Source organism: Streptomyces oryzae, from assembly GCF_017676365.1.
Classification (GTDB): Bacteria; Actinomycetota; Actinomycetes; order Streptomycetales; family Streptomycetaceae; genus Streptomyces; species Streptomyces oryzae.
The window spans coordinates 1-21,234 of record NZ_JADKMA010000131.1; the positions used below are offsets into that span (position 1 = coordinate 1).

Here is a 21,234-nt window from a genome sequence, read left to right on the forward strand (position 1 = left end):
TGCCCGGGGCGGCCGGTCCACCCGGCCGTACGCCGCCGTCGGCCGGGGCCCGCAGGGTGGCCGGGCCGGCCGGTGCCGCCACGGCCCCGGGGCCCTGAGGAGCCGTGGGCGCGCTGTCCGGCGACGCCGGCTCCCGCATCGCCGCCGAGCCCTCGGCGGTCAGCGGGGCGGTGGGCGGAGTGGGCCGGGTGGCCGCCGCTTTCGGGCTCTGCTCGGCGGCCGCCGCCGCGCTCCCCCCAGCCGTCGCAGCCGTGGTGCCCGCCTGCTGCGGGGCGCGAGTGCCGAGCGGCACCGGAGCGTCCTGCCCCGTGGCGGACAGCGCCGGCGCTGATCCCTCGCCGTGCGTCGTCGTCCCGCCGTGCCATACGTCGGGTCCCTGACCGGCCCCCTGAGTCATCGACCCCTCCACCATCGCGCCGCCGCCGTGCACCGCAGGACGTCCCCCTTCCCTGGGGCCCCGGTCGCTGGTCTTTCGGCCGGGGTGCCGCCCCAGGTCGGGAGCTGGTCCCGGTGTCGTCCTCCCCCTGCCGTCGGCCGGGGTGCCCCCAATCATAGGAACGCAGGTCGCGCCTTGTGACGCACCTGGGGGCGCGCATTTGACGAGGTGGCCCGACCCGACGGGAATTCCTCCTGAATTCTCCGCTGACGTACCCTACGAAATCCGTGCCGGCGCCCCGCCGAACCCGCCCGGTTCACCGTCCAGTTCGCGCGCGGCCCCGGCCGACGCGGGCTCTCACCCGGTCGCGGGGGCGCGGGGCGCACCGACCGCCGCAGGCGCGGCGCCGCGCCGGGAGGACGTACGGACGATCAACTCGGTCGGCATCACGCGCTGGATGGGCCGGGCCGGGGCCAGCCCCTCGATGGCGTCGATCAGCAGCTGGATGACGGCATTGCCGATACGTCCCGGCTTCAGCGACAACGTGGTGATGGGCGGTGCCGTGGTGGCGTAGGCGGGGGACTCGCTGCAGCACACCAGCAGCAGGTCCTCCGGCACCCGCAGCCCGTAGCGGCGGGCCGCGGCCAGCAGGTCGGTGCCGTTGGGGTCGAAGAGCCCGTACACCGCGTCCGGGCGGTCGGGTCTGGCCAGCAGCCGGTCGGCGGCGACGGCGCCCGCGCACGGGTCGTGCGCCGGATAACGCTCGCAGACCGGTTCCTGGCCCACCCGCTCGCACCAGTCCAGATACGCGGTGGTCGACAGCCGGGTGTAGGTGTCGGTGCTGGTGCCGGTCAGCAGCCCGATACGGCGGGCTCCGGACTCGGCGAGATGGTCGAGGATGCCGCGGACGGCCGCCTCGTGGTCGTTGTCCACCCAGGCGGCCACCGGCAGCGAGTCGCTGGGGCGGCCGTCGGAGACGACGGGCAGTCCGGAGCGGAGCAGTTCGCTGACGATCGGGTCCTGGGCCGAGGGGTCGACGACGACGGTGCCGTCGAGCGCGACGTTCGACCAGACGTCGGGCCCGCCGACGCCCGCGGGTCCGCTGCGGGCCGGCGCGGGCAGGATGACCAGCGCATAGCCGCGTGCGAGTGCGGCGGAGGTGGCGGCTGCGGCCATCTCGGCGAAGTAGGCGAACTCCGTGAAAGTGAACGGTTCTTCGCCGTAGGTCGTCACCGTGAGGCCGATCAGCCCCGATTTCCCGGTGCGCAGCGTCCGCGCGGCGGCCGACGGCCGGTAGCCCAGCCGCTCGGCGACCTCGCGGACGTGGCTGCGCGTCGCGTCCGGGAGGCGGCCCTTTCCGTTGAGGGCGTCGGAGACAGTCGTGATGGAGACACCGGCTGCGGCGGCGACATCTCTGATGCCCGCCCGCCCGTTCAGCCGGGCCCCGCCGCGCGGCTGAGGGCACCTGCCGGCTGCGGGCGGGGGGACGGAGGCCGATGTCCGACCCGCCTGATGCTTCTCTGCTGCTGTCATGGCGAGCCGATCGTAGGCCCGGTGCACCCTCACGGCGGGGGCCGTTCGAGGGCTGTGCGGAGGCACGATTCTGCATGAGTCGCTTTCCCCGACGACCATGGAAACCCCAGCTCGAAGCGGGGGCGCCCGTGGGGTGTCCGGCTGTGCGGGCGGGCTGGGCCGGTGTGGTGACGAGGGTGCGGGCTGCTCCCAACTCACCATCACGAGCGATGCGCGCCACCGCGCCCGCTACCAGCGCGCGCATCCCACGGGCGCACGCAGGCGCGCGCACGGGAGGGAGCGCGGGGCCCGTGCTCCGGGGCCGGGCCAGGGCCGGGCCGGGGTCGAGCCGGGGCCGGGGCGATGGAGCACGGGGCCGGGTCCGTGCCGGTCCCGTGCTCGATGGCTACGCCGCGCGGGTGAATCCTCATAAGGTGAAGAGCATTGGCGCCGACGGAGGAGGAGCAGCGGTGAGTGACAAGAGCGAGCGGAGTGCGGGCGGGCCCCGGCTGCGTGAGGCGCTGGCGGGGGTGCCCAGTTACAAGCCGGGGCGTCCGGCAGCCGCCGACGGCCCTGTCTCCTACAAGCTGTCGTCCAACGAGAACCCCTACCCGCCGCTGCCCGGCGTGCTGGAGTCGGTGACCTCGGCCGCGTCGTCCTTCAACCGCTACCCGGACATGGCTTGCACGGGGCTCTACGCGGTGCTGGCCGAACGGTTCCAGGTGCCCGACTCGCACCTGGCGACCGGAACCGGCTCGGTGGGCGTTGCCCAGCAGCTCCTCCAGGCCACGGCCGGGCCCGGCGACGAGGTGATCTACGCCTGGCGCTCCTTCGAGGCGTACCCGATCATCACCCAGATCTCCGGCGCCGCGTCCGTGCAGGTGCCGTTGACCGGTGGTGCGGACCGGGAGGCGCACGACCTGGACGCGATGGCGGATGCGATCACCGACCGCACCCGCCTCATCTTCGTCTGCAACCCCAACAACCCCACCGGCGCCGCCATCCCCGGCGCCGACCTGGAGCGCTTCCTGGACCGGGTGCCCGGCGATGTGCTGGTGGTGCTGGACGAGGCGTACCGCGAGTTCGTCCGGGACGAGCAGGTGGTCGACGGTCTTGAGCTGTACCGGGACCGGCCGAACGTGTGCGTGCTGCGTACGTTCTCCAAGGCGTACGGCCTGGCCGGGCTGCGGGTGGGTTTTGCGGTGGCGCACGAGCCGGTTGCCGCCGCGCTGCGGAAGACGGCGGTGCCCTTCGGGGTGAGCCAGCTCGCGCAGGAAGCCGCCATCGCCTCGCTGCGCAGCGAGGATGCGCTGCTGGAGCGGGTCGAGGCGCTTGTGAAAGAGCGCACACGTGTTCTCGCTGAGCTGCGCGGTCAGGGCTGGACGGTGGCGGAGTCGCAGGCCAACTTCGTCTGGCTGCGGCTGGGGGAGCGGACGTCCGCCTTCGCGGAGCAGGCCGAGGCCGCCGGCGTGACGGTCCGCCCGTTCCCGGGGGAGGGTGTGCGGGTCACGGTGGGTGAGACGGCAGCCAATGACATCTTTCTGCAGGTCGCGGCGGCCTTCAGAAAAGAGCTGTAGGCCCCAGGGCCGAGGTGGGCCGAGGGCGGGCGTCTGCACCGTGCGGGCGCCCGCCCGTGGCGCGAAGGGCACCCCCGCTCACATGTCCGAAATGGCGGCGTCGTACGCTAGGTCTTGTGAATGTGAACTCATTCACGAAGTCTGTCTGCTGCGGCGAAGCCCGCCACGGTGTGAGGGAGAGAGCACGTGACAACCCTGGCATTGGCGCCGGAGACACTGGCGCGCTGGCAGTTCGGCATCACGACCGTCTACCACTTCCTCTTCGTCCCCCTCACCATCTCGCTGGCCACCCTGACCGCGGTGCTCCAGACGGCGTGGGTGCGCACGAACAAGGAGAAGTACCTCAAGGCGACCCGGTTCTGGGGCAAGCTCTTCCTGATCAACATCGCCATGGGCGTGGTCACCGGCATCGTGCAGGAGTTCCAGTTCGGAATGAACTGGTCGGCCTACTCCCGCTTCGTCGGCGACATCTTCGGTGCCCCGCTCGCCTTCGAGGCGCTGATCGCGTTCTTCATGGAGTCCACGTTCATCGGGCTGTGGATCTTCGGCCGGGACAAGCTGCCGAAGAAGCTCCACCTGGCGACGATCTGGCTGGTCGCGTTCGGCACCGTCGCCTCGGCGTACTTCATCCTGGCCGCGAACTCGTGGATGCAGCACCCGGTCGGCTACCGCCTGAACGAGAAGACCGGCCGCGCCGAGATGACGGATTTCTTCGGCATCCTCTTCCAGAACACCGCGCTGGCGCAGTTCTTCCACACCATGACCGCGGCCTTCCTCACCGGCGCCGCCTTCATGGTCGGCATCTCCGCGTACCACCTGCTGCGCAAGAAGCACATAGCCGTCATGCGCAGCTCGCTGCGGCTCGGGCTGGTCACGCTGGTGGCCGCCGGGCTGCTCACCGTCGTCAGCGGGGACCGGCTCGGCAAGATCATGTACGAGCAGCAGCCGATGAAGATGGCCTCCGCCGAGGCGCTGTGGGAGACCCAGGCGCCGGCCCCGTTCTCCGTCTTCTCCTACGGCGACGTCGACAAGGGCCACAACAAGGTCGCCATCGAGATCCCCGGCGTGCTCTCCTTCCTCGCGCACGACAACTTCCACGAGGCCGTCCCGGGCATCAACGACACCAACGCGCACCTGAAGGTGAAGTTCAAGGACCGCGTCGGTCTGGACGACTACCGGCCCAACATCCCCGTCGCCTACTGGTCGTTCCGCTGGATGATCGGCTTCGGGATGGCGTCGTTCGCGCTCGGTGCCGTCGGCCTCTACCTCACCCGGCGCCGGTTCTGGCTGGCCGAGCGGCTGCGTACCGGCGAGGACGAGCTGCCGCGGCTCGCGCTGACCAGGAACCGGGAGCTGCACCCGCGGCTGGGCCTGTGGTACTGGCGGCTGTCCGTGCTCACCCTCGGCTTCCCGCTGATCGCCAACGCCTGGGGCTGGATCTTCACCGAGACGGGCCGCCAGCCCTGGGTCGTCTACGGCGTACTGCCGACCGCCTCCGCTGTCTCCCCCGGCGTCTCCCAGGGCGAGGTCCTCACCTCGCTGATCGCCTTCACCTCGCTCTACGCGCTGCTCGCCGTGATCGAGGTACGGCTGCTGGTCAAGTACGTCAAGGCCGGCCCGCCCGAGCTGACCGAGGCCGACCTCAACCCGCCCACCAGGATCGGCGGCGGCCCCGCGGGTGCCGATGCCGAGACCGAGGACCGGCCGATGGCCTTCTCGTACTGATCCGTACTGACCGTGCTGAACCGTGCTGACCCGTTCTGAAAGACAGGGGCGCTGAGCAATGCAACTCCATGACGTCTGGTTCGTCGTCATCGCCGTCCTGTGGATCGGCTACTTCTTCCTGGAGGGATTCGACTTCGGGGTCGGCATCCTCACCAAGCTGCTCGCCCGCGACCGGGCCGAGCGCCGAGTGCTGATCAACACCATCGGGCCGGTCTGGGACGGCAACGAGGTGTGGCTGCTCAGCGCGGGCGGTGCCACCTTCGCCGCCTTCCCCGAGTGGTACGCCACCCTCTTCTCCGGCTTCTATCTGCCGCTGCTGGTCATCCTGCTCTGCCTGATCGTGCGCGGGCTGGCCTTCGAGTACCGGGCCAAGCGCGAGGAGGAGCACTGGCAGCGCAACTGGGAGCACGCGCTGTTCTGGACCTCGCTGATCACCGCGTTCCTGTGGGGCGTGGCCTTCGCCAACATCGTGCGCGGGGTGCGGATCGACGCGGACATGGAGTACGTCGGCAACCTGGCCGATCTGTTCAACCCGTACGCGCTGCTGGGCGGGCTGGTCACGCTGACGCTGTTCACCTTCCACGGCGCCGTCTTCACCGCGCTCAAGACCGTCGGCGACATCCGGACCCGGGCGCGGCGGCTGGCGACCGGGGTGGGCGCGTCCGCGGGCGTACTCGCGGTGGTCTTCCTGCTGTGGACCCAGGCCCAGCGTGGGGACGCCGCCTCGCTGGTCGCGGTGATCGTCGCCGCTCTCGCGCTGGTGGCCGCGCTCGGCACCAACCTCGCGGGGCGCGAGGGCTGGTCGTTCACCTTCTCCGGGATGGCCATCGTGGCCGCTGTGGCGATGCTCTTCCTGTCCCTCTTCCCTGACGTCATGCCCTCGACGCTGAACGAGAACTGGAGCCTGACGGTCACCAACGCGGCCTCCACCCCGTACACCCTCGAGATCATGACCTGGTGCGCGGCCCTCGCCACCCCCGTCGTGCTGCTCTACCAGGGCTGGACGTACTGGGTGTTCCGCAAGCGCATCGGCACCCAGCACCTGGCCCCCTCCGGCGGTCACTGAGGCCGGGGGTGGCGTCATGAAGCCTGTCGACCCGCGGCTGGTGCGCTACGCCCGTGCCACGCGCGTCTTCCTCGTCGCGTCCGTGGCGCTCGGGCTGGCCGGTGCCGGGCTGGTCGTCGCCCAGGCCGTGCTGCTCACGGACGTGGTCGTCGGCGCCTACCGGCACGGCACGTTCGAGCGCGGTGCGCTGCTGCTGCTCGCCGCGGTCTCGGTGGCCAGGGGCCTGGTCTCCTGGCTGACGGAACTGGCCGCGCACCGCTCCGGTGCCGCGGTCAAGTCCCAGCTGCGCGTGCGGCTGCTGGAGCGGGCCACGGCGCTGGGGCCCGGCTTCCTCACCACGCAGCGCACCGGCGAGCTGACCACCCTCGCCACCCGCGGTATCGACGCGCTCGACGACTACTTCGCCCGCTATCTGCCCCAACTCGGCCTCGCCGTCGTGGTGCCCGTCGCCGTACTGGCCCGGATCGTGACCGCCGACTGGGTCTCGGCGGCTATCATCGTCGCCACCCTGCCGCTGATCCCGGTGTTCATGGCGCTCATCGGCTGGGCGACCCAGTCGCGGATGGACCGCCAGTGGAAGCTGCTCGCCCGGCTGTCGGGGCACTTCCTCGACGTCGTCGCCGGGCTGCCGACGCTGAAGGTGTTCGGCCGTGCCAAGGCGCAGGCCGACAACATCCGCACCATCACCGGTGACTACCGCCGCGCCACCCTGCGCACCCTGCGGCTGGCGTTCCTCTCGTCGTTCGCGCTCGAACTGCTGGCCACGATCTCGGTCGCCATCGTCGCGGTCGGCATCGGAACCCGGCTGGTGCACGGGGAGCTGGACCTGCACACCGGGCTCATGGTGCTGATCCTCGCGCCCGAGGCGTATCTGCCGCTGCGGCAGGTGGGCACCCACTACCACGCCGCCGCCGAGGGGCTGGCGGCCGCGGAGTCCGTCTTCGACGTCCTGGAGCGCCCGGTGCCCGCGCCCGGCTCGGCCCGGGTGGACGTACGGGAGGCCACGCTGACGCTGGAAGGGGTCGCCGTACGGCACGAGGGGCGGGGAGGGTACTCCTTGCCACCGACCGACTGGACGGTATGCCCGGGGGAGGTGGTGGCGGTGACGGGGCCGTCGGGGGGCGGCAAGACCACACTGCTGTCGGTGCTGTTGGGCTTCACGGCTCCTGCGGAGGGCCGGGTGCTGGTGGGCGGGGTGCCGCTCGGCTCGCTCGACCTCGCCGCCTGGCACGAGCAGATCGCCTGGGTGCCCCAGCACCCATACCTCTTCGCGGGGACGATCGCGGACAACGTGCGGCTCGCCCGGCCCGACGCCGATGAGGGAGCCGTCGCACGGGCGCTCGCCGACGCCGGGGCGCCGGACCTCGACCCGGCGCTGGAACTGGGGGAGTCGGGCGCCGGCCTGTCCGCGGGTCAACGCCGCCGCGTCGCGCTGGCACGCGCCTTCCTCGCCGACCGGCCGCTGGTCCTGCTGGACGAGCCGACCGCTGCGCTGGACGGCGCCACGGAAGCAGCCGTACTCGCCGCCGTCCGCCGCTTGACCAGAGGCAAGACGGTCATTCTGGTGACCCACCGGCCTGCACTGCTGGGAGTGGCGGACCGCGTACTGGAGCTGTCTCCGCGTGCTACCGCCCTCCCCCAGGCCTTGGGGCAGTCTGCCGCCAGGGGCGGCAGTGGGGGTACCCCCGGCCGGAGGCTGGGGGAGGGCCAAGGCGGCCCGCAGACGCACACCCACCCGCACCAGCCACCCACCGTCGGCGCAGCCCCCTCGCGGAGCCCTCTCACCCGCGTACGGGAAACCGCGCACAGCCTGCGCCGCAAATTCGCCCTGGCCCTCGCCCTGGGCGCCCTCGCGCTGGCCGGCGCGACAGGACTGATGGCCACCTCCGGCTGGCTGATCTCCCGCGCCGCCCAACACCCCCCGATCCTCTACCTCATGGTCGCGGTCACCGCGACCCGGGCGTTCGGCATAGGGAGAGCCGTCTTCCGCTATGCCGAGCGCCTCGTCTCGCACGACGCGGCCCTCCGTGTCCTCGCGGACCTCCGCGTCACCGTCTACCGGCGGCTGGAACGCCTGGCCCCGGCTGGGCTGAAGGACAGGGCCCGCGGCGATCTGCTCACCCGCCTGGTCGCTGATGTGGACACGCTCCAGGACTACTTCCTGCGCTGGCTGCTCCCGGCCACCGTCGCCGGGACGGTCGGCGTGGCGGCAGTCGCCTTCACCGGCTGGCTCCTCCCCGCCGCCGGCGCGGCCCTCGCGGCGGGCCTGGCAGTGGCGGGCATCGCGGTGCCCGCGCTCACGGCTGCGCTCTCCCGCGCTACGGAGCGCCGACTGGCCCCCGCGCGGGCCCGGTTGGCGGTCCGTACGGTGGACCTGCTCACCGGGACCGCCTCCGGGGAACTTCCGGTCACCGGTGCGCTCGCGTCCCGCCGCGCCGAGGTGACGGCGGCCGACGCCGAGCTGACCCGGATCGCGGCGCGCTCCGCTTCCCGTACCGCGCTGGCGTCAGGACTGAGCACCCTGGCGGCCGGCCTCACCGTCACGGCAGCGGCGTGGGCGGGTGCGCGCGCCACCACGAGCGGCGCGCTCGACGGGCTCCTCCTGGCCACGGTCGTCCTCACCCCGCTCGCCACCTTCGAGGTGGTGACGCCGCTGCCGCAGGCGGTGCAGTTCCGGCAGCGGGTGCGGCGCTCGGCTGAGCGGGTGTACGAGGTGCTGGACGCACCCGTGCCCGTCGCGGAGCCTGAGCACCCGGCCGCGCTCCCCGCGAACCCGTTCCCCCTCCGCGTCCGTGACCTGACCGTCCGCTATCCGGACGCCGCACCGGAGGCGCCCTGCGCACTCTCCGGCTTCGACCTCGACCTGACGCCGGGCCGCCGCGTGGCTGTCGTGGGCGCCTCGGGCTCCGGCAAGACGACCCTCGCCAACGCACTGCTCCGCTTCGTGGGCCCGCAGGCGGGCTCCTACACCTTCGGTGCGGCTCCGGCCGTCTCCGCGTTCGACGCCGCGACCGACGCCGTACGGCGTCAGGTCGGCCTCTGCGCCCAGGACGCCCACCTGTTCGACAGCTCGCTGCGGGAGAACCTTCGGCTGGCCCGGCCGTCCGCGACCGAACCCGAGCTGCACGCGGCACTCGCAGCGGCCCGCCTCGACGACTGGGTGGCCACCCTCCCGCGCGGCCTGGACACCCTCGTCGGCGAGCACGGCGCCCAGCTCTCCGGCGGCCAACGGCAACGCCTCGCCCTGGCCCGCGCGCTCCTCGCCGACTTCCCCGTCCTCGTCCTGGACGAGCCCGCCGAACACCTCGACCTGCCCACCGCCGACGCGCTGACCGCCGACCTGCTGACGGCGACCGAAGGCCGCACCACCGTGCTGATCACCCACCGCCTCCAGGGCCTCGATGCGGTGGACGAGATCGTCGTCCTCGAAGCGGGCCGCCCGGTCGAACGCGGCCCCTACCACCAACTGGCCCACGCCGAAGGACCCTTCGCGAAGATGCTGGGCCGCGAACGGGAAGCAGCGGGCGCCGCACCCCTACCCGCCGGCTGAGGCCCGCTCCGCCGCACCGCGCTCGACGCAGAACTCGTTGCCCTCCGGATCGGCGAGCGTCACCCGCCCCTTGCCGTCCGGCAGCTCCGAACCCGGAGTCTCCACCAGCGCCTCGGGGTCGCCCGGGTGGTCGTCCTCCCCCACTGCCCTTCCAGCACGGCTGCAAAGAACCGGGCCAGGCCGTACGCGTCGTGGCAGTCGAAGGTGAGGTGACGCACAAGGGCCGGCATGCGTTGCACCATCGGCCACGCCGCACCGCCCGTCCACCGAGTTGGCGGCACTCGGAGGAAGCCTTCTCCGCGCTCAGAGGAAGCTTTCGATGATGGTGGCGACGCCGTCGTGCTCGTTGGAGGCGGTGGTGTGGGTGGTGCACAGGAGGACGTCGGGGTGGGCGTTGGCCATGGCGTAGGAGGTGCCGGCCCAGGTGAGCATGGCCAGGTCGTTGGGCATGTCGCCGAAGGCGACGACCTCATGGGGGGCGATGCCGCGCTCTTCGCAGGCCAGGGCGAGGGTGCTGGCCTTGCTGACACCGCGGCCCGAGATCTCCAGCAGGGCGCTGGGGCTGGAGCGGGTGAACTCGGCGTGGGCTCCGGCGGCCTTGCGGCCGAGGGCGAGGAAGGCGTCCGGGTCGCCGGTGGGGTGGTGGGCCAGCAGTTTGACGATGGGCTCGGCGTAGTGGCCCTCGCGGCTGTCGGTGAGCAGTTCGTCCACGGGGGCGAAGGAGGCGCCGGGGTCGGTGGGGAAGGAGGGGTACTCGGGCTCGTAGTGGATGCCACCGGTGCGTTCGACGGCGAAGCTGACGCCGGGGGCCGCGGCGCGCAGGGCGTGGACCACGGCGAGCGCGTCCCGCCGGGCGAGCTCCCGTACGCGGATCACCCGGCGGCCCGCGTGCAGATCGACGATGGCCGCGCCGTTGGCGCAGATGGCGAGCCCGTGGCCGTGTACGTGCTCGCTGACGACGCCCATCCAGCGGGCGGGGCGTCCGGTGACGAAGAACACCTCGATCCCGGCGGCCTCCGCGGCGGCGAGTGCCGCGATGGTGCGGTCGGAGACCGTCTTGTCGTTCCGCAGCAGGGTGCCGTCCAGGTCGGTGGCGATCAGCCGGGGGGCGGTCCGTCTGCCCGGCGACGGCCGGTGCTGCGGGGACCCGGGAGCCGGGCGTTCTGACGGGCGAGTCGAAGGAGTCACGGGCACCATCTTCCCGCATATGCCTGAACATGCGTGCGAGGCTCCGCACGGATGAGACCCGGATGAGAGCACGCCTCGAGTGCGAGGGGGCACGCGAGCGCACAAAGGGGCGCACGAGGCAGGAGTGGGCCCCCGCGTATGCGGGGACAGAGGGGTCAGAGCACTCTTATCGTCCTCTCACCCACCAAACAGGCACAATCGAAGTGAGTGCTTCATGAGCGCTGTGCTTCCGCGCCGGGCCGCGCAGGTGCCCGGGGGGCTCCGCGCTTCGGGAAGGAGCGGCCGTCATGGCTCGTCACTCGCGTTATGTCGCAGACCGTGGGCTGACCACACGGATGGTCACCACCATGTTCCTGATCGGCCTGCTCTACGTCGTCCTCGTCGGCGTACTGGTCGCTCTGCTGGGCAACGCCTGGCCCTTCGTGCTGGTGATCGCGGGCGCGCTGTTCATCGCCCAGTTCTGGTTCAGCGACAAGATCGCCGCCTTCAGCATGGGCGCCCACGAGGTCACCCCGCAGCAGGCGCCTGAGCTGCACGGCGCCGTCGACCGGCTGTGCGCCCTCGCCGACATGCCCAAACCCCGCGTCGCCATCGCCGACAGCGACGTTCCCAACGCGTTCGCCACGGGCCGTAACCAGGAGAACGCCCTGGTGTGCGCCACGACCGGGCTGATGCGCCGCCTGGAGCGGGAGGAACTCGAAGGGGTGCTCTCCCATGAGCTGTCGCACGTCGCGCACCGTGATGTCGCCGTCATGACGATCGCCTCCTTCCTCGGCGTGCTGGCGGGGATCATGACCCGGGTCGCCCTGTGGGGCGGTATCGGCCGCAGCGCGGGCCGGGACAACAACGGGGTGGGGCTGCTCCTGCTGCTCGTTCCGCTGGTCAGCGCCGTGGTGTACGTGATCAGCTTTCTGCTGACCCGGCTGCTGTCCCGCTACCGCGAACTGTCGGCCGACCGCGCCGGTGCCCTGCTGACCGGGCGGCCGTCCTCCCTCGCCTCGGCCCTCACGAAGATCAGCGGCGATATGGCCCGGATCCCCACCAAGGACCTGCGCAAGGCCGAGCCGTACAACGCGTTCTTCTTCGTTCCCGCCTTCTCCGGCGAGAGCATCGCCTCGCTGTTCTCCTCGCACCCGACGCTGGAGAAGCGCCTGGAGCAGCTCGGGCGGATATCCAGCCAGCTCGGTCACGGCGAGTGACACCAGGACCGAGTGACACGAGGACCGAGTGACACGAGGACCGGGCGAGGACGACGGAAGGGAGACGGGCCGTGGGCTTTCTGGATGTGCTCCTCGGCCGCAGCAAGCCCAAGCGGCCCGACCTGGACCAGCTCTTCGCGCTGCCCGCCGCCGCGCTGACCCTCCAGGCCGGTACCGCGTTCGTGCCGACCGGAGTGGGCGCCGTCTGCTTCGCCAGCGTGGAGGGCGGCGCCTTCAACCGGCTGCGGCAGGAGGTGCGTGAGCTGCTGGACGCGGACACCGTGCGGGGCGGCATCCCCGTCGAGTTCGACCAGGACTCCTACGGCTATACGTGGCTCACGGCACGCCAGCCGGCCGACGACATGGCGGCGCTCGTCAACGATCTGCACGCCGTCAACACGCTGCTGGCCGAGGGCGGCTTCGGCCCGCAGCTGCTCTGCTCGCTGGTGTCCTTCCGGCAAGAGGGCTCCGGCTCCTCCCTCGCGCTGATCTACCTCTACAAGCGGGGCACCTTCTACCCCTTCGCCCCGCTCCCCGGCGGCACCGAGAAACGGGACAACGGGCTGGAGCTCCAGGTGCGCGCCCTGTTGGCGAACGACCTCCCGTTGGAGGAGGACCTCAGCCGCTGGTTCCCCGTCTGGGGCGCCCCCGGGCTGTGAGCCCGCTCCCCTTGGTAACCCCTCCTGATGAGGGGCGGATTCCGCTCTGGCAGGATCAGGCGCCTGAACACACCGGTCCGGCCGCGCGGGAGAACCGCCCCGCCGGGCAACGGGGCTCTTGAACGGGGAAAGTGAGGAAGACATGCGTACGTGGACTCGTGCTGTCCCGGTGGTGGCCGGGGCGATGGTCCTGGCCGTGGCGGTGACCGGCTGCAAGAGCTCGGCCGGGAAGCGGCACAGCTCCGGCTCGCACTCGTCCGATTCCGGCTCCGACTCGTCGGGCGGCAAGAAGACCTTCGCCCTGGGCGAGTCGAGCCCGGTGCAGAAGAGCGACGAGCAGAGCTCCAAGGGTGCCAAGTACACGGTCACCCCCACCAAGGTGCAGACCGGTACGAAGGCGGACATGGACAACTCCGGCCTCAAGAAGGACAAGGACGACGGTCCCCAGATCCCGGTCTACGTCTGGTCGACGCTCACCCACAAGGGCGGCAAGACCATGGAGCTCGGCGACATGGACGACGACCTGGTCGTCGAGACGGACAAGGGCAAGCGCACCAAGGCCCTCATCGTGATCATGGGCGAGGCCAAGTGGCCCAACTGCCCTGCCCCTGACACCAGCAAGAAGGTGAGCGCGGGCCAGTCGGAGAAGATCTGCACCGCCTTCCTCATCCCCGAGGGCCAGAAGGCCTCCGCGGTCCAGCTGAGCCAGGGCTTCTACAAGGACCCGCTGGAGTGGCCGGTCAAGAACTGACCCCCGCAGCTGACAAGTGGGCGCAACCCGCACGGGGGTGCGCCCACTCGCTGTTGCACCCTGAGCCGTAGGCCGCGGCTTAGCATGAGGCCCATGGCGAAGACGGCGACGATCTACCACAACACCCGCTGCGGAACCTCCCGGAAGGTGCTGACGCTCCTGGAGGACGCGGACTACGACATCGAGATCGTGGAGTATCTGAAGACCCCGCCGGACGCTGCCACGCTGCGGCAGCTGATCACCGATGCGGGGGTGGGGGTACGGGACGCCGTACGCACCAAGGAGCCCGAGTACCAGGAACTCGGCCTCGACCGGCCTGAGGTGACCGACGACGAGCTGATCGCGGCGATGACCGAACATCCCGTACTGATCCAGCGGCCCTTCGTGGTGACGGACAAGGGCACCCGCCTCGCCCGCCCTTCGGAGATCGCCGCCGAGGTGCTGTGACCCTCCGGTGGGTCCGCCGAGGCCGCTGAGTTCGCTGAGGCCACTGAGTCCGCCGAAGCTGCTGAGCCCGCTGAGTCCGGGGCCGCGCGCCGGCCATTCCTGACATCTGACAGGTGTGCCCGGCGCGCAGAGTAACGGAAGCTGTCAGTCCCGTTGTGGGCGTTCCCGGAATTCGGGAAGATGCGCTGCGCCGCGATCCGATGCTGGTGCGTAACGCGTGGAGCAGGCTCGGGGCCGAGCGACTGGAGCGATTCTTGGACGGAACTCCGGACATCTTCGCCATCCCCTTGGAGGGCGAGGCTTATTTGGTGTACGCGCCGCTGCACGGCGCCGCGTTCGCCGCGACGAAGGGGCTGGTGGCGGCGCTTCCCGCCGTACTGGCCGGTGAGGGTGGAGAGGAGAGCGTCGTCGCGTTCGCGCGCGAGGCCGGACTGCTGAAGCCCCCTCGCTCGGCGGTCACCCGGCGGCAGGGCGATCCCTCGCCGACCGAGGTCACCCTCTTCCTGACGACGGCGTGCAATCTGCGCTGCACCTACTGCTACGCCTCGGCGGGCGACGCTCCCGCCACGTACATGTCGATGGAAGTCGCCAAGCAGGGCATCGACTTCGTCATCGACAACGCCAGGCGCCAGTCGGCGCCCTATGTCGGGGTGAACTACCACGGCGGCGGCGAGCCGAGCGTCCACTGGAACCTGATGACCGAGTCGCTGGCGTACGCCCATGAGCAGGCGGACGGCATCCCGGTCATCGCGGCGTCCGCGGGGAACGGCGTGTTCACCGACCGGCAGATCGACTGGATGATCGCCAACCTCAACGGCGGTATGAGCCTGTCGTTCGACGGCCTGCCCGAGGCGCACGACAAGCACCGGCCGACCGTACGGGGGACGGGGTCGAGCGGCCGCGTCATGCACACGATGCGCCGCTTCACGGAAGCGGACTACCCCTACGCGGTGCGGCTGACCGTCACCGCCGAGCAGATCCCGCTGCTGCCCGACTCCATCGAGTTCGTCCTGTCCAATTTCACGCCGAAGCGCGTACAGGTGGAGCCCGCCTACCAACTCGGCCGGCACGAGGGGAAGCCCGACGCCGAGACCGAGGACTTCATCGCCGCCTACCGCGAAGCCCAGGGCCGCGCGGCCCGGTTCGGCCACGAGCTGATCTACAGCGCGGCACGGGTCGGCACCCTCACCAACCACTTCTGCGGTATCACCCAGGACAACTTCTGCCTCACCCCGTCCGGGAACGTCTCGGCCTGCTTCGAGGCGTTCTCCGAGGACAACGAGTTCGCGGACGTGTTCTTCTACGGCTCCTCGGGCCCGGACGGCTACACCTTCGACATGGACGCGCTCGGCCGGCTGCGCGAGCTGGGCGTGGAACAGCGCTCCTTCTGCGACGGCTGCTTCGCCAAGTGGAACTGCGCGGGCGACTGCTACCACAAGTCCCTCTCGGCGAACGGGCGTGGTGAGTTCGCCGGTTCGCAGCGCTGCCACATCACCAGGGAGCTGGTGAAGGACCAGCTCCTCACCCGCATCGCGGGATCGGGCGGCCTCCTGTGGCGTGACGGCCAGGACGGCGAGCCCTGCACCCTTCACGGAGGCGGAAGTGAATGATGTGATGCTGCCCTGGCCGGAGCCGCGGCGCTCCGGCCAGGACCGCAAGAAGCAGACCCCGCCCGCGCCGCACTACGAGATCCAGCGGGTGAACGACGACGGCTCCACGGGCCCCGCCGAGGTGCTGCCGATCACGAAACCGCCGTGGGCTGCGACGTCCGGGCGGCGCGGCTTCCTCGGCGCCGGTATCGCGTCCTCGGTCGCGGCGGCCCTGCTGCTCAGCGGGTGCAGTGACGACTCCGGCTCCTCGTCCCCGTCGCCGAGCGACTCGGACTCCTCCTATTCCCCCTACTCCCCTTCTCCGACCGACTCGGACGACCCCTGGAGCGATACGCCGACGCCGGACCCGTCGTACCCGTCGGACACCGACACGCCGTCCTACGACCCGCCGACTCCGACGGAGAGCCCTACGTACGGCACCACCGGGGGCACCACCTATGGGGGGACGACCAGCGGCAGTTCCGGGAGCGGCGGAACGATCTGCACCTGCAACAAGGTGTGCACCTGCATCCCCGTCTGCCAGGCGCACGAGCTGCTCAACCCCGACCCCGTCGTCCGGCGGATGGCCGAGACCGTCCTCGTCGCCATGGGCCTGCGCGAACTTCCGTATCTGCGCTGGGCGGCGAACGAGGCGTCCCCTGCGCTGCGTACGCGCATCGAAGAGCTGACCGCGCAGCTGCAGGACGGCCGCCGGCTGACCCCGGGCGACCTGGCAGACCCCGGATGCGAGCCCTACCTCACCTCCCGCAACCCCGTCATCGCCCTGATGGCAGCCCAGCTCCTCAGCCTCCGGGCCCTGCGCGGGGCGCGGCTGACGGGCGTCACGGCGGACCGCGCCGCCCGCGCACTGACCGCCGGGCACGCGCTTCACCTGCGGCGGGCGCCTGCGTGGCGGGGCTCGCACGCTATGGACAGGGGGCACCCGGGGCACCCTCACCGGAGCAACCGCAGAAAGAGCCCTACCGCACAACCGCGGACTCACCAATGACCGGGCCCAAATAGCCCCGCAGCGCCTTCTTCAACTCCCCCGTCATCGCCCCGCGCTCAGCCCCCTCCGCGGCGACCACCAGCGGCACCATGGCCTGGAAGAGCTGGACACCGACCCGGGCCGTGCGCTGCCGCTCCGCATCCGGCAGACCGGGTGCACGCGCACCGATCATCGCCTCGATCCGGCCGAGCAGCGCCTCCTGGATGGGCCGGGCCGCGTCGGTCAGCCCCTCGGGCATGTCGGGGCGGGCGAAGAGCGCCTTGAAGCCCGGGTTGGCGATGTTGAAGCCGACGAGGGGATCGACGATCCGGTCCAGCAGTTCGTCGATGTCCAGGGCTGCGAAGTCGATCGCGTCGAACGCTTCCCGGTGCGCCTCGCGCAGCTGGGCGACGAAGCGGTCGGCCAGCGCCTGCGCCACAGCGTGCTTGTTGCGGAAGAACTGGTAGAGGGAGCCCGGCGAGATCCCGGCCTCGGCGGCGATGGCGATGGTGGTGGCCTTCTCGTAGCCGACCCGCGCGAAGACGGCCGCCGAGGCGTCCAGGATCTGTGCCATCCGCCGCTCGCCCCGTGCCTGCCGCCGCCGCGGCCGTGCCTCCTCGGCCATCCCGTACCCCTCACTCTCCGAAACTCTCCGAACTATCCGGTCCCGCTCGGGCTCGCGCGTGAAAACGCGAATGGCTATTCGTGAATAGTAGCTGTGCGGGATTCCTGCCGGGTACGTCGTCGGAGACGACGGGTCCCACCGCAGCGGAGCCGGAGCCGGGCCCCCGAGCTCAGCAGGCGGCGGCGATCCGGCTGACGGCCTCCGTCAACGTATCCGGCGCGCAGGCGAAGTTGAGGCGGGCGAAGCCGCGGCCTTCGGCGCCGTATCCGAGGCCGGAGGTCAGGGCGACGCGGGCGGTCTCCAGCAGATACCCGGCGGGGTCGTCGCCCCGGCCCGCTGCGCCCGGCACCCGGCGGAAGTCGAGCCAGGCCAGGAACCCGGCGTCGGGCGGACGGTAGCCGACCGTCGGCAGGTGCCGGGCCAGCAACTCCCCCAGCAGCACCCGGTTGTGGTCGAGCGCTCTCACCACCTCGGCCAGCCACGCGTCACCGTGTTCGTACGCGGCGACGGTGGCGAGCACACCCAGGTGCCCGGTACGGAAGAGGGAGTGCGGCGAGAAGCGGTCGACGTACCGCTTGGGCGCCGGGTCGGCGGTCACGACGGTCGCCGCCTTCAGCCCGGCCAGGTTCCAGCCCTTGCTGGCGGAGTGGAACGCGAACCCACGGCGGCGGGCCGCCTCGGACACCGAGAGGAACGGGACGAACACCGCCCCCGGGAGGGTGAGCGGTGCGTGGATCTCGTCGGAGAGCACGTGGACGCCGTACTGGTCGGCGAGTTCGGCCAGCGTGGTCAGCTCCTCGCGGGTGTGCACCAGGCCGAGCGGGTTGTGCGGGTTGCACAGCAGGTACGCGACGGTGCCGGGTGCTGCGAAAGTCTCCTCCAGGGCGCTCAGGTCGAGCCGCCGCTCGCCGTCGGGCCGGGTGGCCAGAGGGACGTCGACCGGCTGCGCCCCCACCTCGCGTATCCACCAGCCGAACGGTTCGTACACCGGTGGGCTCACCGCCACGCGGTCGCCGGGGGAGACGAGCCGGCGCAGCGTCTCCACGATGCCGAGGCCCACATCCGTGACCGTACGGACGTGGTCCGGGTCCACCGTCCAGTCCCAGGCGCGGCGGGCGTAGCCGCGGAGTGCGTGGGCGAGGTCGCGGGTGGGGGCAGCGTACCCGGTGTCGGAGCGGTCGACGGCCTCGCGGAGCGCCTGCGCGACGGGTTCGGCCAGCACGAAGTCCATCTCCGCGACAGGGAGCGGCAGCACATCCGCGGGGTGACTCCGCCACTTGGCGCTGCGGCGGCCGCGGAGGGCGGGGAGCGGGGGCACGAGGTGGGTCTGCGGTGTCGTGTGGTGGGGCTGTGGTGTCACCCGGGGCTGTGTCTTATGGGGTTGCTGCGGTGTCACCCGGGGCTGCGGCGGTGTCATATGGCGATGCGGCTGTGGCATACGGCGATGCGGCTGTGTCATATGGCGATGCTGCGGCGGCGCTTGGCCGTGCCGCTTCCGATAAATTGCCAACCGATGCCGAAAATTCGCCACTCGCCCCGCGCCGTGACGCGGACGCTCTCCCTGGCGCCGGGCGAGGAGGTCGACGCGCACTGGCACGACGAGCATCAGATCGTGTACGCCGGGCGCGGAGTCGTCTCCGTCACCACCGAGGCGGGCAGCTGGGTCGCCCCCGCGACGCGGGCTCTGTGGATTCCGGCGGGCACCTTCCACCAGCACCGGGCCTACGGGGCAACCGACCTGCATCTGGTCGGATTGCCGGACGGTGACAACCCCCTCCGGCTCGACCGGCCCGCCGTACTCGGCGTCAGTCCGCTGCTGCGCGAACTCCTCCTCGCCTGGACAGGGCCTCCGCGGGGCACCGCCGCGGAACGCCGTCGGCTGCGTGCCGTACTGCTCGACCAGCTGCGCTATTGCGACCAGCAGCCCGTACACGTACCGGCCGCCGAGGATCCGCGGCTGGTGGCGGTGTGCGGGCTGCTGTGCGAGGACCCCGCCGACGGCCGGACCCTCGCCGAGCTCGGCGCCGCCGTCGGCGTCAGCGCGCGCACCCTGACCCGGCTCTACCGCGCCGAGTTCGGCATGAGCTTCCCCGAGTGGCGCACCCAGCTCCGCCTCCACCACGCGCTGCGGCTGCTGGCCGAGGGCACGCCCGTCACGGCGGTGGCCCACCGCTGCGGTTGGGCGTCGAGCAGCGCCTTCATCGACGTGTTCCGCCGCGCGTTCGGCCATACGCCGGGGGCGGCCGACCGGGCAGTGGGCGGGCGCTGCGCACCGAGGGCCGCACTTTAGGGTGACGGGCATGGACCCCGATGCCCTGGCGGAGGAGCGCGCGCGGGTGGCCGCGTTCCGTGCGCGCATAGGCGCGCCCGCACTGATCGACGTCCACACGCACTTCATGCCCGAGCGGCTGCTGGCGAAGGTGTGGGCGTACTTCGACGCGGCCGGACCGCTGGTCGGACGGGAGTGGCCGATCACCTACCGCGCCGACGAGCAACGCCGGCTGACGGTGCTGCGCGGCTTCGGCGTCCGGGCGTTCACCTCGATGCTCTACCCGCACAAGCCCGGCATGGCCCGCTCCCTCAACGACTGGGCGGCCGGCTTCGCCTCCCGTACGCCCGACTGCCTGCACACCGCGACCTTCTACGCCGAACCCGGCGCCGCCGACGACGTGCGGCGCGCCCTCGACCAGGGCGCCCGCGTCTTCAAGTGCCACCTCCAGGTCGGCGGGTTCGACCCGCGCGACCCGTTGCTGGACGAGGTGTGGGGCCTGCTCGCCGAAGCGCGGGTGCCGGTGGTCACCCATTGCGGATCCGGCCCGGTTCCCGGCCCCTTCACCGGTCCGGGACCGATCGGCGCCGTACTGGAACGGCACCCCGGGCTGCGGCTGATCGTCGCCCACCTGGGCCTGCCGGAGTACGCCGACTTCCTGGCGCTGGCCGAACGCCATACGGAGGTCCTGCTCGACACGACGATGGCCTTCACCCACTTCGTCGAGGAAGCCACCCCCTTCCCCCGCGAAGCCCTGCCCCGGCTCGCGGCGCTCGGGGACCGCGTACTGCTGGGCACCGACTTCCCCAACATCCCGTACGCGTACGCCGATGCTCTGGAGTCCCTGGAGACGCGGACTGGACTGGGGGAGACGTGGCTGCGTGCCGTCTGCCACGACAACGCGGCCCGGGTCTTCGGCCTGGCCTGAGGCGGGGTGCCGGAGTGACGTGGCGTGCCGGGGGGCTTGCCGAGCGTGCGGTCTCGCGTGTGTGCGGTCTCGCGTGTGTGTGGCTCGCGTGCGGGCTTCGCTTCCGGGCCCTGCGTGGGGGCTTCGTGTGGAGGTGCTGCGGGTGGTGTCCGGCCTACCCGGCCTACCCCGGCAGGGAGTTCAGCCAGCGGGAGAGCCCGTAGGCCACGGGGACGACCTCCTTGTAGGACAGCTCGTCGTCCAGCGTCACCACCAGCCGGCAGAACGGCGGATACCACGTCCTTTTCAGCCGGACGCGCCGGTCGAAGACGGCCTCGAGGAAGGCCGGTGTCGCCTCGCGCGGCAGGTCGTGGAAGGTCACGCCGTCGAGCGTGATGTGCGCGTCGCCCTCCTCGAAGAGCTGGACCGTGATCTTCGGGGTGAACGCCGCCCCGTCCGGCCCCTCCGTCGCGGGGATCTCCAGCAGCGCCTCGTGCGGGAGTGAGCCGTCCTCATCGGTGACTGCGAACGCCCCGGCCGCCGTACGCCGCGACGACTCGTCGGCACCGATCGCGTGCTCCACCGAGACGGGGAGCCCGCGCCGCTCCGCCAGCGCGCCGAGCACGGAGACGGCCGACTCGGTGCTCCGGATCCGCGGCAGCCGGTGCGGGTGACGCATCTCGTCCATACCACCGAGCATGCCTCTTTCGGGGCCTGTCCGCTGGTCGGGCGGTTGGAGGCGGTTGGAGGCGGTTGGAGGCGGTTGGAGGGGGTTGGAGGGGGTGCGTCCTGCGTCGGCGTGGTGC

The 21,234-nt window shown here is 71.5% G+C and carries 18 protein-coding genes and 1 pseudogene; 12 read left to right on the top strand and 7 right to left on the bottom strand.

The genetic code is table 11. The annotated features are described in order from the left end of the window. Both ITI46_RS22955 and ITI46_RS22960 read right to left on the bottom strand, forming a co-directional pair. A pseudogene (locus tag ITI46_RS22955) lies at positions 1 to 397 on the bottom strand (hypothetical protein); the annotation flags it as partial. Positions 398 to 733: 336 nt separating this feature from the next. Then, positions 734 to 1,909 carry a LacI family DNA-binding transcriptional regulator gene (locus ITI46_RS22960; RefSeq protein ID WP_209241605.1) on the bottom strand — a complete coding sequence of 392 codons (1,176 nt, stop codon included), beginning with the start codon at positions 1,907 to 1,909 and terminating at the stop codon, positions 734 to 736. 449 nt (positions 1,910 to 2,358) lie between these two features. Between ITI46_RS22960 and hisC the strand changes: the two genes are divergently transcribed. From hisC to cydD, 4 genes are all read left to right on the top strand, one after another. Further along, positions 2,359 to 3,465, top strand: a complete 1,107-nt coding sequence (gene hisC, locus ITI46_RS22965; protein WP_209241606.1) for a histidinol-phosphate transaminase — start codon at positions 2,359 to 2,361, stop codon at positions 3,463 to 3,465. A gap of 186 nt (positions 3,466 to 3,651) precedes the next feature. After that, positions 3,652 to 5,190 carry a cytochrome ubiquinol oxidase subunit I gene (locus ITI46_RS22970; RefSeq protein WP_307808281.1) on the top strand — a complete coding sequence of 513 codons (1,539 nt, stop codon included), beginning with the start codon at positions 3,652 to 3,654 and terminating at the stop codon, positions 5,188 to 5,190. A 58-nt stretch (positions 5,191 to 5,248) separates the two neighbouring features. Then, on the top strand, positions 5,249 to 6,256 hold the full coding sequence (gene cydB, locus ITI46_RS22975; RefSeq protein ID WP_209241607.1) for a cytochrome d ubiquinol oxidase subunit II: 1,008 nt from the start codon (positions 5,249 to 5,251) through the stop codon (positions 6,254 to 6,256). A gap of 16 nt (positions 6,257 to 6,272) precedes the next feature. Then, the gene (gene cydD, locus ITI46_RS22980; protein WP_209241608.1) at positions 6,273 to 9,806 is read left to right on the top strand and encodes a thiol reductant ABC exporter subunit CydD; all 3,534 of its coding nucleotides are present in this window, start codon (positions 6,273 to 6,275) and stop codon (positions 9,804 to 9,806) included. On the opposite strand, the gene ITI46_RS34970 is transcribed toward cydD, so the two are convergent. Together ITI46_RS34970 and ITI46_RS22990 are read right to left on the bottom strand one after the other, a co-directional pair. Continuing rightward, positions 9,792 to 9,950: a hypothetical protein gene (locus tag ITI46_RS34970; RefSeq protein ID WP_247746437.1), complete on the bottom strand. Its 159-nt coding sequence runs from the start codon at positions 9,948 to 9,950 to the stop codon at positions 9,792 to 9,794. The two genes, cydD and ITI46_RS34970, sit on opposite strands and share 15 nt — an antisense overlap. A gap of 159 nt (positions 9,951 to 10,109) precedes the next feature. After that, entirely contained in the window at positions 10,110 to 10,994 is an 885-nt protein-coding gene (locus tag ITI46_RS22990) for a Cof-type HAD-IIB family hydrolase (protein WP_372452045.1), read from the bottom strand. A gap of 287 nt (positions 10,995 to 11,281) precedes the next feature. On the opposite strand from ITI46_RS22990, the gene htpX reads away from it, so the two are divergent. From htpX to ITI46_RS23020, 6 genes are all read left to right on the top strand, one after another. Then, entirely contained in the window at positions 11,282 to 12,193 is a 912-nt protein-coding gene (gene htpX / locus ITI46_RS22995; RefSeq protein ID WP_209241610.1) for a zinc metalloprotease HtpX, read from the top strand. 71 nt (positions 12,194 to 12,264) lie between these two features. Continuing rightward, entirely contained in the window at positions 12,265 to 12,852 is a 588-nt protein-coding gene (gene pspAB / locus ITI46_RS23000) for a PspA-associated protein PspAB (protein ID WP_209241611.1), read from the top strand. A gap of 142 nt (positions 12,853 to 12,994) precedes the next feature. Then, complete coding sequence (locus tag ITI46_RS23005) at positions 12,995 to 13,603, top strand: hypothetical protein (RefSeq protein ID WP_209241612.1); 609 nt, start codon at positions 12,995 to 12,997, stop codon at positions 13,601 to 13,603. Positions 13,604 to 13,696: 93 nt separating this feature from the next. Next, on the top strand, positions 13,697 to 14,050 hold the full coding sequence (arsC, locus tag ITI46_RS23010) for an arsenate reductase (glutaredoxin) (protein WP_209241613.1): 354 nt from the start codon (positions 13,697 to 13,699) through the stop codon (positions 14,048 to 14,050). 254 nt (positions 14,051 to 14,304) lie between these two features. After that, positions 14,305 to 15,660, top strand: a complete 1,356-nt coding sequence (locus ITI46_RS23015) for a radical SAM protein (RefSeq protein WP_209241614.1) — start codon at positions 14,305 to 14,307, stop codon at positions 15,658 to 15,660. Then, positions 15,653 to 16,648, top strand: coding sequence for a hypothetical protein (locus ITI46_RS23020; protein ID WP_209241615.1), 996 nt, complete (start codon positions 15,653 to 15,655; stop codon positions 16,646 to 16,648). Before ITI46_RS23015 ends, ITI46_RS23020 begins: the two co-directional genes overlap by 8 nt. Here ITI46_RS23020 and ITI46_RS23025 read toward each other — a convergent pair. Both ITI46_RS23025 and ITI46_RS23030 read right to left on the bottom strand, forming a co-directional pair. Continuing rightward, complete coding sequence (locus ITI46_RS23025) at positions 16,620 to 17,252, bottom strand: TetR family transcriptional regulator (RefSeq protein WP_209241616.1); 633 nt, start codon at positions 17,250 to 17,252, stop codon at positions 16,620 to 16,622. The two genes, ITI46_RS23020 and ITI46_RS23025, sit on opposite strands and share 29 nt — an antisense overlap. 169 nt (positions 17,253 to 17,421) lie before the next feature. Then, positions 17,422 to 18,612, bottom strand: coding sequence for a MalY/PatB family protein (locus ITI46_RS23030; protein WP_307808282.1), 1,191 nt, complete (start codon positions 18,610 to 18,612; stop codon positions 17,422 to 17,424). 153 nt (positions 18,613 to 18,765) lie between these two features. Between ITI46_RS23030 and ITI46_RS23035 the strand changes: the two genes are divergently transcribed. Together ITI46_RS23035 and ITI46_RS23040 are read left to right on the top strand one after the other, a co-directional pair. After that, positions 18,766 to 19,542 (top strand): AraC family transcriptional regulator, encoded by a 777-nt coding sequence (locus tag ITI46_RS23035; RefSeq protein WP_209241617.1) that lies wholly within the window; start codon positions 18,766 to 18,768, stop codon positions 19,540 to 19,542. Between the two features lie 10 nt (positions 19,543 to 19,552). Further along, the gene (locus ITI46_RS23040) at positions 19,553 to 20,449 is read left to right on the top strand and encodes an amidohydrolase family protein (protein ID WP_209241618.1); all 897 of its coding nucleotides are present in this window, start codon (positions 19,553 to 19,555) and stop codon (positions 20,447 to 20,449) included. Positions 20,450 to 20,612: 163 nt separating this feature from the next. Here ITI46_RS23040 and ITI46_RS23045 read toward each other — a convergent pair whose 3' ends face one another. Next, complete coding sequence (locus ITI46_RS23045; RefSeq protein ID WP_307808283.1) at positions 20,613 to 21,116, bottom strand: hypothetical protein; 504 nt, start codon at positions 21,114 to 21,116, stop codon at positions 20,613 to 20,615. Positions 21,117 to 21,234 lie beyond the last annotated feature (118 nt).